Source organism: Sphingomonas sp. (assembly GCF_035910975.1).
Classification (GTDB): Bacteria; Pseudomonadota; Alphaproteobacteria; order Sphingomonadales; family Sphingomonadaceae; genus Sphingomonas.
Genome location: NZ_JAMHWM010000007.1, coordinates 136,563 through 150,211, shown reverse-complemented (window position 1 = coordinate 150,211; position 13,649 = coordinate 136,563). Strand labels below are relative to the sequence as shown.

At 68.5% G+C, this 13,649-nt stretch carries 13 protein-coding genes; 7 read left to right on the top strand and 6 right to left on the bottom strand.

Annotated elements, in window-relative coordinates:
• Window positions 1–42: 42 nt before the first annotated feature.
• The 4 genes from metH to VYI76_RS02290 form a co-directional block, all read right to left on the bottom strand.
• The gene (metH, locus tag VYI76_RS02305; RefSeq protein WP_326523155.1) at window positions 43–2,694 is read right to left on the bottom strand and encodes a methionine synthase; all 2,652 of its coding nucleotides are present in this window, start codon (window positions 2,692–2,694) and stop codon (window positions 43–45) included.
• 100 nt (window positions 2,695–2,794) lie between these two features.
• Window positions 2,795–3,841, bottom strand: a complete 1,047-nt coding sequence (locus VYI76_RS02300; RefSeq protein ID WP_326523154.1) for a homocysteine S-methyltransferase family protein — start codon at window positions 3,839–3,841, stop codon at window positions 2,795–2,797.
• The gene (gene metF / locus VYI76_RS02295; protein WP_443018888.1) at window positions 3,838–4,776 is read right to left on the bottom strand and encodes a methylenetetrahydrofolate reductase [NAD(P)H]; all 939 of its coding nucleotides are present in this window, start codon (window positions 4,774–4,776) and stop codon (window positions 3,838–3,840) included. Before metF ends, VYI76_RS02300 begins: the two co-directional genes overlap by 4 nt.
• A complete protein-coding gene (locus tag VYI76_RS02290; RefSeq protein WP_326523152.1) occupies window positions 4,776–5,729 on the bottom strand; it encodes an ArsR/SmtB family transcription factor in 954 nt (317 codons plus the stop codon). Before VYI76_RS02290 ends, metF begins: the two co-directional genes overlap by 1 nt.
• A gap of 157 nt (window positions 5,730–5,886) precedes the next feature.
• Here VYI76_RS02290 and VYI76_RS02285 point away from each other — a divergent pair, with 157 nt between their 5' ends.
• Genes VYI76_RS02285 through VYI76_RS02270 form a run of 4 tightly spaced genes read left to right on the top strand, consistent with a single transcriptional unit; the run spans window position 5,887 to window position 8,158 of the window.
• Window positions 5,887–6,198 (top strand): hypothetical protein, encoded by a 312-nt coding sequence (locus tag VYI76_RS02285; protein WP_326523151.1) that lies wholly within the window; start codon window positions 5,887–5,889, stop codon window positions 6,196–6,198.
• Window positions 6,198–6,389 carry a hypothetical protein gene (locus VYI76_RS02280; RefSeq protein WP_326523150.1) on the top strand — a complete coding sequence of 64 codons (192 nt, stop codon included), beginning with the start codon at window positions 6,198–6,200 and terminating at the stop codon, window positions 6,387–6,389. Before VYI76_RS02285 ends, VYI76_RS02280 begins: the two co-directional genes overlap by 1 nt.
• Window positions 6,386–7,333 (top strand): aldo/keto reductase, encoded by a 948-nt coding sequence (locus tag VYI76_RS02275; RefSeq protein WP_326523149.1) that lies wholly within the window; start codon window positions 6,386–6,388, stop codon window positions 7,331–7,333. Before VYI76_RS02280 ends, VYI76_RS02275 begins: the two co-directional genes overlap by 4 nt.
• Before the next feature lie 48 nt (window positions 7,334–7,381).
• Window positions 7,382–8,158, top strand: a complete 777-nt coding sequence (locus tag VYI76_RS02270) for an energy transducer TonB (protein WP_326523148.1) — start codon at window positions 7,382–7,384, stop codon at window positions 8,156–8,158.
• A 3-nt stretch (window positions 8,159–8,161) separates the two neighbouring features.
• Here VYI76_RS02270 and VYI76_RS02265 read toward each other — a convergent pair whose 3' ends face one another.
• Both VYI76_RS02265 and ssb read right to left on the bottom strand, forming a co-directional pair.
• Window positions 8,162–9,334, bottom strand: a complete 1,173-nt coding sequence (locus VYI76_RS02265) for a GNAT family N-acetyltransferase (RefSeq protein WP_326523147.1) — start codon at window positions 9,332–9,334, stop codon at window positions 8,162–8,164.
• Between the two features lie 60 nt (window positions 9,335–9,394).
• On the bottom strand, window positions 9,395–9,949 hold the full coding sequence (ssb, locus tag VYI76_RS02260) for a single-stranded DNA-binding protein (protein WP_326523146.1): 555 nt from the start codon (window positions 9,947–9,949) through the stop codon (window positions 9,395–9,397).
• Window positions 9,950–9,999: 50 nt separating this feature from the next.
• Between ssb and VYI76_RS02255 the strand changes: the two genes are divergently transcribed.
• The 3 genes from VYI76_RS02255 to VYI76_RS02245 all read left to right on the top strand — a co-directional run bounded on the left by VYI76_RS02255 (window position 10,000) and on the right by VYI76_RS02245 (window position 13,635).
• The gene (locus tag VYI76_RS02255; protein ID WP_326523145.1) at window positions 10,000–10,179 is read left to right on the top strand and encodes a DUF4169 family protein; all 180 of its coding nucleotides are present in this window, start codon (window positions 10,000–10,002) and stop codon (window positions 10,177–10,179) included.
• Window positions 10,180–10,280: 101 nt separating this feature from the next.
• Window positions 10,281–12,098 carry a DUF885 domain-containing protein gene (locus tag VYI76_RS02250; RefSeq protein ID WP_326523144.1) on the top strand — a complete coding sequence of 606 codons (1,818 nt, stop codon included), beginning with the start codon at window positions 10,281–10,283 and terminating at the stop codon, window positions 12,096–12,098.
• Between the two features lie 94 nt (window positions 12,099–12,192).
• Window positions 12,193–13,635, top strand: coding sequence for a M48 family metalloprotease (locus VYI76_RS02245; RefSeq protein WP_326523143.1), 1,443 nt, complete (start codon window positions 12,193–12,195; stop codon window positions 13,633–13,635).
• Window positions 13,636–13,649 lie beyond the last annotated feature (14 nt).

Below are 13,649 nucleotides of genomic sequence, written 5' to 3'. Positions count from 1 at the left end.
CGGGTTCCGGGCGCCCAAACATCCCCTTCTTCTCTACCCTCCTCAATCCAGATTCGGTCGCAACCACCGCGTCGCCTGTTCGACGTCCACCCCGCGCCGCGCGGCATAATCCTCCAACTGGTCCGGCCCGATCCGCGCGACGCCGAAATATTCGGCCTGGGGGTGGCCGAAGTAGAAGCCGCTGACCGCCGCCGTCGGCAGCATCGCGAAGCTTTCGGTCAGCGTCGCGCCGGTCGCGTGATGGGCGTCGAGCATGTCGAACAGGATCGGCTTCAGGCTGTGTTCGGGGCACGCCGGATAACCCGGCGCGGGGCGGATGCCGCGATATTGCTCGCGGATCAGCGCCTCGTTGGTCAGTTGCTCGCCCGCCGCATAGCCCCACAGCTCGGTGCGGACATGCTGGTGGAGGCGTTCGGCGAAGGCCTCGGCGAAACGGTCGGCCAGCGCCTTCAACAGGATGTCCGAATAATCGTCGATCGCCGCCTTGAAGCGGGCGAGATGCGGCTCGATGCCGTGGATGCTGACGGCAAAGCCGCCGATCCAGTCGCCCTTTTCGTCGATGAAGTCGGTCAGGCACATGTTGGGCCGTCCCTCGCGCTTGGCGATCTGCTGGCGCAGGAACGGCAGGCGCACGATATCGGTGCCCTCGACAAGATTGAGCATGTCGAAGCCGCGCAGTTCGTCGGCGTTGAAATCGCCCTTCAGGTCGACGACGACATCGTCCTCGTAGCGCGCGCACGGCCACAGCCCGACGACTCCCCGCGCGGTCAGCCATTTCTCGGCGATGATGCGGTCGAGCATCGCCTGCGCGTCGGCGTAGAGCGATTTCGCGCTCTCCCCGACCACCGCGTCGTCGAGGATCGCCGGGAAATTGCCAGCCAGTTCCCATGCCCGGAAGAACGGGGTCCAGTCGATCATCTGGCGCAGGTCGTTCAAGTCCCAGTCGCGGAAGATGTGCACGCCGGGCTTTGCCGGCGCCGGCGGCTTCAGCGCCATGTCGGCGACGAACGGATTGGCCCGCGCCTTCGCCAGGGAAAGCAGTTCGTTCTGCCCCTTGTTGGCGCGTGATATCCGCACCGCTTCATAATCCTGCGCGGTCTTGGCGACGAATTCGTCGCGGATCGTGTCGCTGACCAGCGTGGTCGCCACGCCCACCGCGCGCGATGCGTCCAGCACATGGACGACCGGCCCGTCATAGGCCGGCGCGATGCGCAGCGCGGTGTGCACCCTCGACGTGGTGGCGCCGCCGATCAGCAGCGGCATCGTCATGCCGGTGCGCTTCATCTCCTCGGCCACCGTCACCATTTCGTCGAGCGACGGCGTGATGAGGCCGGAAAGGCCGATCATGTCGGCGTCATTCTCGTTCGCCGCCTCCAGGATCTTCGACCAGGGCACCATCACCCCCAGATCGACGACCTCGAAGCCGTTGCACTGAAGCACGACGCCGACGATGTTCTTGCCGATATCGTGGACGTCGCCCTTGACGGTGGCCATCACCACCTTGCCCTTGCCCTTGGCGCCGGGTTCCTTCGCGGCCTCGATGAAGGGCAGCAGGTGGGCGACTGCCTTCTTCATCACGCGGGCGGATTTCACCACCTGGGGCAGGAACATCTTGCCGCTGCCGAACAGGTCGCCGACGACGTTCATCCCGTCCATCAACGGGCCTTCGATCACCTCGATCGGCCGCGCGAACTGAAGGCGGCATTCCTCCGTATCCTCGACGACGTGCAGGTCGATGCCCTTGACCAGCGCATATTCCAGCCGCTTGGTGACGGGCAGCGAACGCCATTCGGCCGCCGCCTTTTCCGCCACCGCATCGGTGCCGCGATATTTCTCGGCCAGCGCGACCAGCCGTTCGCCGGCATCGGGATCGCGGTTGAGGATGACGTCCTCGCACGCGGTGCGCAGTTCCGGGTCGATCTGGTCATAGATGTCGAGCTGGCCGGCGTTGACGATCGCCATGTCCATGCCGGCGGGGATCGCGTGGTACAGGAACACGCTGTGCATCGCGCGCCGGACGGGTTCGTTGCCGCGGAAACTGAACGACAGGTTGGACAGGCCGCCCGAGATGTGGACGTGCGGGCAGCGGCGCTTGATCTCGCGCGTCGCCTCGATGAAATCGACGCCGTAGTTATTGTGTTCCTCGATCCCCGTCGCCACCGCGAAGACGTTGGGATCGAAGATGATGTCCTCGGGCGGGAAGCCGATGCCGGTCAGGATCGTGTACGCGCGCTCGCAGATCTCGATCTTGCGCGCCTGGGTGTCGGCCTGTCCCACCTCGTCGAACGCCATCACGACGACGGCGGCGCCGTAAGCCATGCACTTGCGGGCATGTTCAAGGAACTGGTCGATGCCTTCCTTCATGCTGATCGAATTGACGATCGGCTTGCCCGACACGCATTTCAGCCCGGCCTCGATCACGTCCCACTTGGATGAATCGACCATCACCGGCACGCGCGCGATATCGGGCTCGGCGGCGATCAGCTTGAGGAAGGTCGTCATCGCTTCATGGGCGTCGAGCAGGCCCTCGTCCATGTTGACGTCGATCACCTGCGCGCCGTTTTCCACCTGCTGGCGCGCGACCTCAACGGCCTTGGCGTAATCGCCGGCCATGATGAGCTTCTTGAACGCGGCGGAGCCGGTGACGTTGGTGCGTTCGCCGACGTTGACGAAATTGGTCGAGGTGGAGGTCATCAATCAGTCCCGTCATCCCAGCGAACGCTGGGATATCGTGCGGCAAGCGCACGCTTCATAACAGCGATGCCCCAGCGTGCGCTGGAGCGAAGCCCGTGTGTCACGCCGCCATCGTGAACGGTTCGAGGCCGGCGAGGCGTGTCCGCACCGGCGGCTCCGCCGGCACGCGCGGGGTCAGCCCGCGCACCGTGTCGGCGATCGCCTTGATGTGGGCGGGCGTCGATCCGCAGCAACCGCCCAGCACGTTGACCTGCCCCGCATCGGCCCATTCGCGCACCAGCGCGGCGGTGGTTTCCGGCAGTTCGTCATACGCGCCCAGTTCGTTGGGCAGGCCCGCGTTGGGATAGACCATGATGAGCGTGTCGGCGATGGCCGACAGCGTCTTGACGTGCGGCCGAAGCTGTTCGGCACCGAACGAACAGTTCAGCCCGATCGTCACCGGCCGCGCGTGGCGCACCGCGTGCCAGAACGCCTCGACCGTGTGCCCCGACAGGTTGCGGCCCGACAGGTCGGTCAGCGTCATCGACAGCATGATCGGCAGGTCGCGGCCCAGCGCCTCGCCCGCCTCGATCGCGGCCATCACCCCGGCCTTGGCGTTCAGCGTGTCGAACACCGTCTCGATCAGGATGAAGTCGGCGCCGCCTTCGACCAGCGCGTCGGTCTGGTCGCGGTAAACCTGCTTCAGATAGTCGAAGTCGATCTCACGATAGCCGGGGTCGTTGACGTCGGGCGACAGCGACAGCGTCTTGTTGGTCGGCCCGATCGCGCCGGCGACGAAGCGCGGGCGGCCGTCCTTCGCCGCATATTCGTCGGCAAGAGTTCGCGCGATCCTCGCGCTCTGGATGTTGATGTCTGCGACAAGGGCCTCGGCCCCGTAATCGGCCTGGCTGATGACGTTGGCGCTGAACGTGTTGGTCGAGACGATGTCCGACCCCGCGTCCAGATAGGCGCGGGTGATCGTCTCCGGCACTTCCGGCTTCGTGATCGCCAATATGTCGTTGTTGCCCTTCTGGTCGTGGCCCAGCGTGAGCGTGCCGGCATAATCGGCTTCCGAAAGCTTCCAGTTCTGGATTTCGGTGCCGAACGCGCCATCGGTGATGAGGATGCGCTTCGCGGCTTCGGCCAGCAGGGATTCGCGCGGGGTCATGCCGTTGTCTCCTGCGTCGTCGCCACCGGCCGCAGGCCCAGCAGGTGGCAGATCGCGTAGCTCAGTTCCGCCCGGTTGAGCGTGTAGAAATGGAAGTTGCGCTCGCCGCCGGCGTAGAGCTTGCGGCACAGCTCCGCCGCCACCGTCGCCGCGACCAGCTGGCGCGCGGCGGGATGGTCGTCGAGCCCCTCGAACAGCCGCGCCATCCACGGCGGGACGGCGGTGCCGCACATCGCCGACATGCGCTGGACCGCGGCGAAGCTCATTATCGGCATGATGCCGGGTACGATCTCCGCGGTGATGCCGGCGGCGGCGGCCGCATCGCGGAAGCGGAAATAGGTCTCGGGTTCGAAAAAGAACTGGGTGATCGCGCGCGTCGCCCCGGCGTCGAGCTTGCGCTTCAGATTGTCGAGGTCGTGCGTCGCATCGGGCGAGTCAGGGTGGCATTCGGGATAGGCCGCGACCGAAATCTCGAACGGGTGGAGCTTCTTCAACCCCGCGACCAGCGCGGCGGCGTTCTCGTAACCGCCCTCGGGCGAGATGAACTTCGCGCCCGCCGTCGGCGGATCGCCGCGCAGCGCCACGATATGCCGTACGCCCGCCGCCCAATAATCGCGTGCCACCGCGTCGATTTCGTCGCGGCTCGCCTCGACGCAGGTCAGGTGCGCCGCGGCGGGGATCGCGGTGTCGCGGGCGATTCGCGCGACCGTCGCGTGGGTCCGCTCACGCGTGGTGCCGCCGGCGCCATAGGTGACGGAGACGAAGCGGGGATCGAGCGGCCCGAGCGTCTCGATCGAATCCCACAGCGTCGCTTCCATCTTCTCGGTCTTGGGCGGGAAGAATTCGAAGCTGACGCCCACATCCCCCGCGACATCCGCGAACAAGGGCACGTCGAGCGCACGCCGCGCTTCTTCCATGGCAACAAGCGATACCATCACGCCGCCTTCACTTCCTTGAGAGTCGCCGACGCCTTGCGCGCCAGCCACAGTTTCACCGTCAGTTCGCCACCTTCCAGCGTCTCGACCTGCGCGGGCGCCAGGCCCGCAGCTTCGAACCAGCCGAGCATCTGATCGTCGGAGAAGCCGAGGCGCGTATGCGCGTCGCGGCTTCGCAGATCCTCGCGATCATGGGGCGCGAAATCGGCGATCAGCAGCCGTCCGCCGCCGCGCAGCACCCGCGCCGCCTCGCGGATCGCGGCGCCCGGCTGCTGCGCGAAATGCAGGACATGGTGGAGGATCGCCAGATCGGCGTCCTCGTCACGCAGCGGCAGCGCGTAGAGATCGGCCTGGCGCAGTTCGGCATTGGCCTGATGATCGAGCTTGGCGCGCGCCAGCCGCAGCATCTCCGACGAGCGATCAATGCCAAGCGCGCGCGCGGCCTGCGGCGCGAACAGTTCGAGCATCCGCCCGGTGCCGGTGCCGATGTCGATAATCGTGCCCAGTGCCGCCTGGCCGACGACGCGGGCCATCGCCGCCTCCACCTGTTCCTCGGCCACGTGCAGCGACCGGATCGCGTCCCAGTCGCTGGCGTGCGCCTCGAACCATTCGGCCGCCGCGACGGCGCGATCGGCGCGGACGGCGGCGAGCCGGGCGGCGTCGGCGACCGCCCAGTGATCGGGCTCGCCATGGCACCAGGCGTCGAGCGCGGCGAGCACCGGCGCCACCTGGGCCTCCGCACCCAGCGCGACGAATACCCAGCTGCCTTCCTTGCGCCGCTCGGCGAGGCCGGCGTCGCACAGGATTTTCACATGGCGGCTGACCCGCGGCTGGCTCTGGCCCAGCACCTGCGCGAGTTCGCCGACCGACAGCTCCATCGAGCGTAGCAGGGCGAGCACGCGCAGCCGCGTCGCATCGGCGAGGGCACGGAAGATATCGAGTGCGGCGGTCATCGGAATAACGATATAAAGATATCTTTATATGAGGTCAACGCACGTGACCTGTGCCGGTGGACAAGCAAAAATTGCGACGGGTTGTGAGACCGTTTCGCCTCCGTTAGCGTTTGGCTCCGCATTGCGACGTATCCCGCAAGCAACAGGAGTGCCCGTAATGAAGAAATCGACCCTCGCCGCCGTCGGCCTCGCCGCCGCGCTCGGCCTTGCCGCCTGCAGCGACCAGACCCAGCAATCGATGGCAAACGATGCCGACAATGCCGCCGCCGATGCCAATGCGACGATGCGCGAGGCGGGCTCCGACGTCGATGCCGCGTTCGAATCGGCGGAACGATCGACCGAGAATGCGGCCGACGCCACCGGCCGGGCGCTGGAGCGGGCGGGCGACGCCACCGCCAACGCCGCCGACCGCGCCGCCGATGCCACCGGCAACGCCCTGGTTTCCGCCGGCAACACGATCCGCGACTGATGAAGATGCGCCTGCGCCTTGTCGCTGCCGCCGCCCCGCTGCTCGCGCTGGCCGCCTGTGGATCCGGCGATTCCGACCAGCCGGGCGGAATCTCGGCCGACGAGGCGCAGGAGCTCAACGAAGCCGCCGAAATGCTCGACCCCGACGCGGTCGATGCGAACGCGCTGCCGCCCGCCGGGAACGGGACGTGACCCCGCGCCGCCTGGGCGCGACCGATCTTGAGATCGCGCCGCTGGTGCTGGGCGGCAACGTGTTCGGCTGGACGGCGGACGAGGCGACGAGCTTCGCCCTGCTCGACGCCTTCGTCGACGCCGGCGGGACGATGATCGATACCGCCGACGTCTATTCGGCGTGGGTGCCGGGGCATCAGGGCGGCGAATCCGAAGGCGTGATCGGCCGCTGGCTGACGGCGTCGGGCAAGCGTGACCGGGTGCAGATCGCGACCAAGGTCGGCATGCTGCCTGGCGAGGGCGGCGAAAAGCTCGCACCGGCGCGAATCGCCGCCGCGGCGGAGGCCTCGCTCCAGCGCCTCTGCACCGATCGCATCGACCTCTACTACGCGCACCAGGACGATGACGCCGTCCCGCAGGATGCGGTGCTGGAGGCGTTCGGCCGGCTGGTCGACGCCGGCAAGGTCCGCGTGGTCGGAGCGTCCAACTTCTCCGCCGCGCGGCTCAAGTCGGCCAACGACGTCGCGCGCGACGCCGGCCTGCCGCACTATCATGTGCTCCAGCCCGAATATAACCTCGTCAGCCGGCACCGCTTCGAAGGCGAGCTGCAGGATTATTGCGTCACCCACAATATCGCGGCCCTGCCCTATTACGGGCTGGCGTCAGGCTTTCTGACCGGCAAGTATCGCTCCCCCGACGACCTGACCAAGAGCGTCCGTGGTGGCCGGATGGGCGAGCTGCTGTCGGGCAGGGGAGCGGCCATGCTCACCGCGATGGACGCGGTCGCCGCGGAGACGGGCGCGAGCCTGGCGCAGATCGCGCTGGCCTGGCTGATGGCACAGCCAGGCGTCGTCGCGCCGATCGCCAGCGCGACCGGCGTCGAACAGCTTCGCGAACTGGTCGGCGCCTGGGACGTGACGCTGCGCCGTGACCAGCAGGATCGCCTGACCGCCGCCGGAGCCTGATCCGCGCGACTCAACCGAGGTTCAGTTTGATGCGTTTAGCCGGGCGGCATGTCCGGCTATGCGCCTCCGACCCGAGACCGTCTGCCCGCCGCGATCGTCGCGGTGGCGATCCAGGCCGCGTTGCTGTGGGCGCTGATCGTCGGGCTCACGACGACCTTTCGTACGACCAACGACGAGGCGATGAGCGTGTTTTCGGTCGAGCCCTCGCCGCGAACCGAGCCGAAGACAGTCGAGAAGCGCAGCTCCCCCTCGCGACGCCCCGAGGGCGCGGCGTCTCCGCCCAACCTGCGATCGCGCGCGACCGAGCTTGTGGCGCCCCCGCCGGCCCTGCCGCTGCCGCCGGTGGTGATCGCGGCGCCCGTCCCGCTGACTGGCACCGATGCCTCGACGGGATCGGCCGACATCGCCGGGCCGGGAACCGGCGCGGGCGGGACCGGCAACGGGCTGGGCAGCGGCGCGGGCGGTGACGGCGACGGCGGTGGCGGCGACGAGACCCCGCCCGAATGGCGCAGCGGCCGGCTGCGCGACTCCGATTTTCCCGACGCGCTCCGCGAAACGACGCGCGGCGGCGCCGTCGGGGTGCGCTATACGGTGATGACCAGCGGTCGCGTCGGCAATTGCCGGATCACCCGAACCAGCGGGGTTCCGCTGCTCGACCAGATGACCTGCCGCCTGATCGTCGAACGCTTCCGTTTCCGCCCGTCGCGCGACGCCGCCCGACGTCCGGTCGCCGCCGACATCGTCGAGACGCATGAATGGGTGAACGAGATGACTGCGGTCGACCTCGAAGAACCGCCCCCCGTCCGCCGCCGGCGCGGCCGGTAACGGTTATTCGGCGAGCGTAAGCGCAGCGGCGGCCATGGCGCCGGCCGCCAGCCAGGGTTCGATCCGGTCGCCGAACCGGCGGCGCTCCCCGGCGCCCTCCAGAAATCCGGCGCGGCCGATCCGCGATTCCTCGCCCCATCGGATGCGCAGCAGCGATGCCGCCGGCCGGCTCCGCACGACCAGCAGGTCGAGGATTTCGCAGCCCGCCCGCGCGCCCATCTCGCGCTTGTAGCCGCTGTCGCCCGTGCCCAGATCGATCGTCCGCACGCCCTGCGCGTGCGCCTGCCCGAACTGATGGAAGGTGACGATCCGTCCGGGGCGAAAGGCCGCCCAGGCATCGTCATAGCTGCTGGCGATGGCATATTGCCGGTCGCCGGCGCGCAGATCGAACGAGAAGGCGATTGCGGCGTCACCGACCGACAGGATCGTCGCCGAGAGGCTGCCGGCGAGTGCCGGATCGGCGAGCGCGCGGCGCCACAGGTCACGCTGCGCCGCGGTCAGGAACTTGGCCCCGCTGCCGTCGGTGGTGCGGGCGATCCAGCTGTTCGCCTCGATCGCGCCCAGCGTGTCGAGCACGGCGTCGTCCCATGCCGCCCCGTGCAGGTGGCGCACCGCGACCGGCCCGTGCTCGGCCAGCTGCCGTTCATAGCCCGCGAGCCGCCGGCGGGTCGATTTGCGCGGCCAGCCGTCGTCCGCCGCAGCGGCCAGATCGAAGGTGAAGCTGTGCCCCACGCGCCGGGTCAGCACCGTCCAGCCGGCCCGGCCCGCCGCCGCCTTGACCTTCGGCACGGCAGGGTCGTCGGCGTAGACCGGCCCGAGGCGCCACATCGGCATCAGCATGTCGCCCGCGACCGGGTGCCGCAGCGCGGCCACCAGTTCCTCGGCGGTCGCATCGGGTGCGATCAGGATCGAGCGGAACGGCCAGTAGCTGCCGGGCACCGCACGCATCCCGACGAGGGCGGGGCCGGCGGGCGCGGTGGGAATGGCGAGCAGCGGCGATCCGTCATCGCGCCGCGCGATCAGCGTGCGGCCGTCATCTCCGGTCGCGGCGGCGAACCAGGCGGCGCGCAGGAAGCCGCGATCGACCGGCCCGCGCGCGGCGAGCGCGTCGATCTCCGCCGGAAAGCCGGCGACGCACTCGACCGTGACGGTCGATGGAGCTTTGATCGGCTGCATTCACGAGGATGTAGCCGGCAAATCCTGCCAGAAGGTAAGCGCAGGCCGGACAGCGAGCGATCAGAACGGCACGTCGTCGTCGAGATCGTCGCCGTAACCCCCGCCGAAATCATTGCCACGCCCGGCGCCCGAGCTCTTCTGCGCGCCCGCGTTGAAATTGCCGCCCCCGCGCGATGACTGGCCGGCGAAATCGTCGCCGCCACCGAAATCATCCCCGCCGCCGCGCTGGTAGCCGCCACCACCACCACCGCCCCCGCCGCCCGGCGCGCCGTCGAGCATCGTCAGCACCGAATTGAAGCCCTGCAGCACGATTTCGGTCGAGTAGCGGTCGTTGCCCTGCGGGTCCTGCCATTTCCGGGTGGTCAGCGCGCCTTCGATATAGACCTTGCTGCCCTTGCGCAGATAGCGTTCGGCGACGTTGGCCAGACCTTCGTTGAAGACCTTGACCGTGTGCCACTCGGTCTTTTCCTTGCGCTCGCCCGAATTGCGATCCTTCCAGCTTTCCGACGTGGCGATGCGCAGCTCGACCACCTTGCCGCCGTTCTGGAACGACCGGCTCTCGGGGTCGCGCCCCAGGTTGCCGACGAGGATGACTTTGTTGACGCTGCCGGCCATGTTTCGCTTCTGCCTTGGATTCGAGGGGTCGAACCGGCATGTAGGAAGCCATGGCCGAAATCGTCAATCTCAACCGCGTCCGCAAGGCGAAGGCCAAAGCGGCGAGGGCGGGCGAGGCCCAGGCGAACCGCGCGAAGTTCGGCCGGACCAAAGGCGAGAAGCAGCGTACGGCGCTGGAAGACGCGCAACGGGTCGCGCTGCTCGACGGAGCGAAGCGGATGGACGACTGACGGCGGCGCCACACTTGCGCGAGGCACCACGTAACCCCGCTTGCCCGGCGCGCCGGCAGGCGTAAGCTCCGCGCAACCGCTCTCACGTCCGGAGAATGCCCATGGACCGTCGTCATTTCCTTGCATCCGGCACCGCGGCCGGCGCTGTCGCCCTGCTGCCCGGCACTGTCATGGCGCAGGCGACGCCCAAGCCCTCCGCCGGACCGGGCGACGCCGGGCTCAACGCGCTGTTCGACAAGACTTTCCGCGAGGCGGTGATGCGCTCGCCCGAACTCGCCACCTCGCTCGGCTTCGACAAGGGGCCGGGCGCGCCGCTCAAGAGCCGGCTGTCGGATCGCAGCCCGGCGGCGAAGGCGGAGAACCTCGCGCGCACCAGGGCGGCGATCGCGGCGATCGCGGCGGTCGATCCCAAGACCCTGTCAAAGGGCGCCGTGCTCAACCGCGACGTGGTGCTCTACCAGCTCGCTTCGCAGACCGTCGCGCCGGAGAAATTCGGGCTCGATTCGCCGCAGCGCCCGTTCGTCATCACCCAGAACGGCGGCGCCTATTTCTCGACGCCCGACTTTCTGAACACGTCGCACAGCATCGCCGACGCCGCCGATGCGGAGGCCTATCTGGCGCGAACCTCAGCCTTCGCCAGGGCGCTTGACCAGGACAGCGCGAACCAGGCGGAACAGGCTTCGCGCGGCTATCTCGCCCCGGACTTCTCGCTCGACCTTGCGCTCGGCCAGCTCGCCGCGCTGCGCAAGCCCGCCGCCGTCGACAGCACGCTGACCCGCTCGATCGTGCGGCGGACGGATACGAAAATCCCCGGCGACTGGGGCGCGCGCTGCGCCAAGATCGTCGAGGGCGAGGTCTATCCCGCGCTCGACCGCCAGATCGCGCTGGTGACGAAGCTGCGCCGCACCGCACGCAAGTCCGCCGGCCTGTGGGACGTGCCCAAGGGCGCCGAACTCTACGCCGCCGCGCTCGAACAGGCGACCACGACGAAGTTCACGCCCGACGAGGTTCACCGGCTCGGCCAGCAGCAGGTGGCGGAGATCGGCGCGCAGCTCGACGCGATCCTCAAGAGCCAGGGGCTGACCAGGGGCAGTGTCGGCGAGCGATTGACCGCGCTCAACGCGCGCGCCGACCAGCTGTACCTCGACACGCCGGCCAGCAAGAAGGAACTGATCGACGGCCTCAATGCCGGCAACGCGGCGATGCAGGCGAAGCTGGCGCGCGCGTTCAACGATCCGCCCAACGCCCCGTTGATGATCCAGGCCGTGCCGGTCGAGATCCAGGACGGCGCGTCGAACGGCTATTATACCCGCGCCGCGCTCGACGGGTCGCGGCCGGCGATCTACTGGATCAATCTGAAATCGGTCGGCGACTGGCCAAAATACACTCTGCCCTCGCTGACCTATCATGAAGGCGTGCCGGGCCATCACCTGCAGATCACGATCGCGCAGGGCAGCGACCAGCCGATCATCCGCAAGGTCGGCGGCTTCAGCGCGTACAGCGAGGGCTGGGCGCTCTATGCCGAACAGGTCGCCGACGAACTGGGCGGCTATGCGACGCCGCTGGAGAAGGCGGGATATCTGCAATCCTTCCTGTTTCGCGCCGCGCGGCTGGTGGTCGATACCGGTATTCACGCCAAGCGTTGGACCCGCGAACAGGCGACCGACTATATGGTCGCGACCACCGGCTTCGCCCGCCCGCGCTCGCAGCGCGAGGTCGAGCGTTACTGCACCCAGGCGGGGCAGGCATGCAGCTACAAGGTGGGCCACATCGCGTGGCTGCGCGCGCGCGACAATGCGAAGAAGATCCTGGGCGCCAAGTTCGACATCAGGAAGTTCCACGAAGTGCTGCACGACGGCGCGGTGCCGCTGACGATCCTCGAGCGGCTGGTCGAGGAGCGGGCACGCGCGCTGGCCTGATGAGGGGAGGGCGCTTCCGTCAGGGGATGCGGCGATCACCTGTGGAACCCGCCGGCCAAATCTGCTTTCTCCCGACGACAAGGGAGATTGATCCATGCTGCGCCGCCTGACCCTCGCCACCGCTGCCGCCGGACTCGCGCTGTCACCCGTTGCCGCCTCGGCCCAGGCGGCGCGGGCGATCACCCAGTCGGACCGCACACAGGGGGCACAGGCGAATCCGCAGCTCGTCGCCGAATTCGGCGGGCGCTACGACGGCCCGCAGGCGGCGTTCGTCGAGCGGGTGGGCAAGCGCGTGGCGCTGCAATCCGGGCTGTCCAACTCGCAGAACGACTTCACCGTCCAGTTACTCAACTCGCCGGTGGAGAACGCCTTCGCCATTCCAGGCGGCTATGTCTACGTGACGCGCCAGCTGCTCGCGCTGATGAACAGCGAGGACGAACTGGCCTTCGTGCTGGGGCATGAAGTGGGCCATGTCGCCGCGCGCCATTCGGCTGGACGACAGAAGACCTCCACGATCGGCGGCATCCTGGCCGGGGTGGTCGGTGCGGTGGCGGGAGATTCGACGCTGGGTCAGCTGATCGGATCCGGCGCGCAGCAGGCAGCCGGGCTCTACTCGCTCAAATATGGTCGCGATCAGGAATATCAGGCCGACACACTGGGTGTCCGCTATGTCGCCGGCGCCGGCTACAACCCCAATGCCGCGCCGCTGATCCTCAATCAGCTAGGGGCGAGCACCTCGCTGGGCGCGCGCGTCGCGGGGCGTACCGCCGCGACCACACCGTCATGGCTCAGCACCCACCCGTCGAGCGCCGAGCGCGTCAACCGCGCCCGCACGCTGGCGCAACAGAGCCGCGCGGGCAGGCCCGCCACGGGACAGGATACCGCATTCCTGCGCATGCTCGACGGCATGCCCTACGATGACGATCCCGCGCAGGGCGTGATCGACGGCCAGAATTTCCTTCACCCGGAAATGCGGATCAGGTTCACCGCGCCCGCGGGCTACACCATCGCCAATTCGACCGAGGCGGTGACGGTGGCGGGCCAGCGCGGCCAGGCGCAGCTGACGGCGGGCGGCGGCGCGACGAACCCAGCGGCGGCGGTCACCCAGCGCTTCCAGACGCTGGGCGGGCAGATCGACCCCGGCCAGATCCGCGGCACGACGATCAACGGGCGCCAGGCGGCGATGGCGAGCGTCACCGCTTCCGCCAACAACCAGCGCGTGGACGCGACCGTGATCGCGATCGGCTTTCCCGCCACCACCTATGTCTGGACGATCGTCACCCCGGCCGGCAGCGGCGCGAGCGCGTTCGATCCGCTGCTCGCCAGCTTCACGACGATGACGCAGGCGGAAGCGGCAGCGGTGCGCGGCAAGCGCATCCGCATCCACACGATCCGCGCCGGCGATACGATCGACAGCCTGGCGCGCCAGATGGCCTATCCGTCCTTCCAGCGCGAGCGTTTCCTGACGCTCAACGGGCTGGCGGCGAACGCCGCGCTGCGCCCCGGCACGCTGGTGAAACTGGTGGTTGGGGGGTAAGGCCGGATCGACAT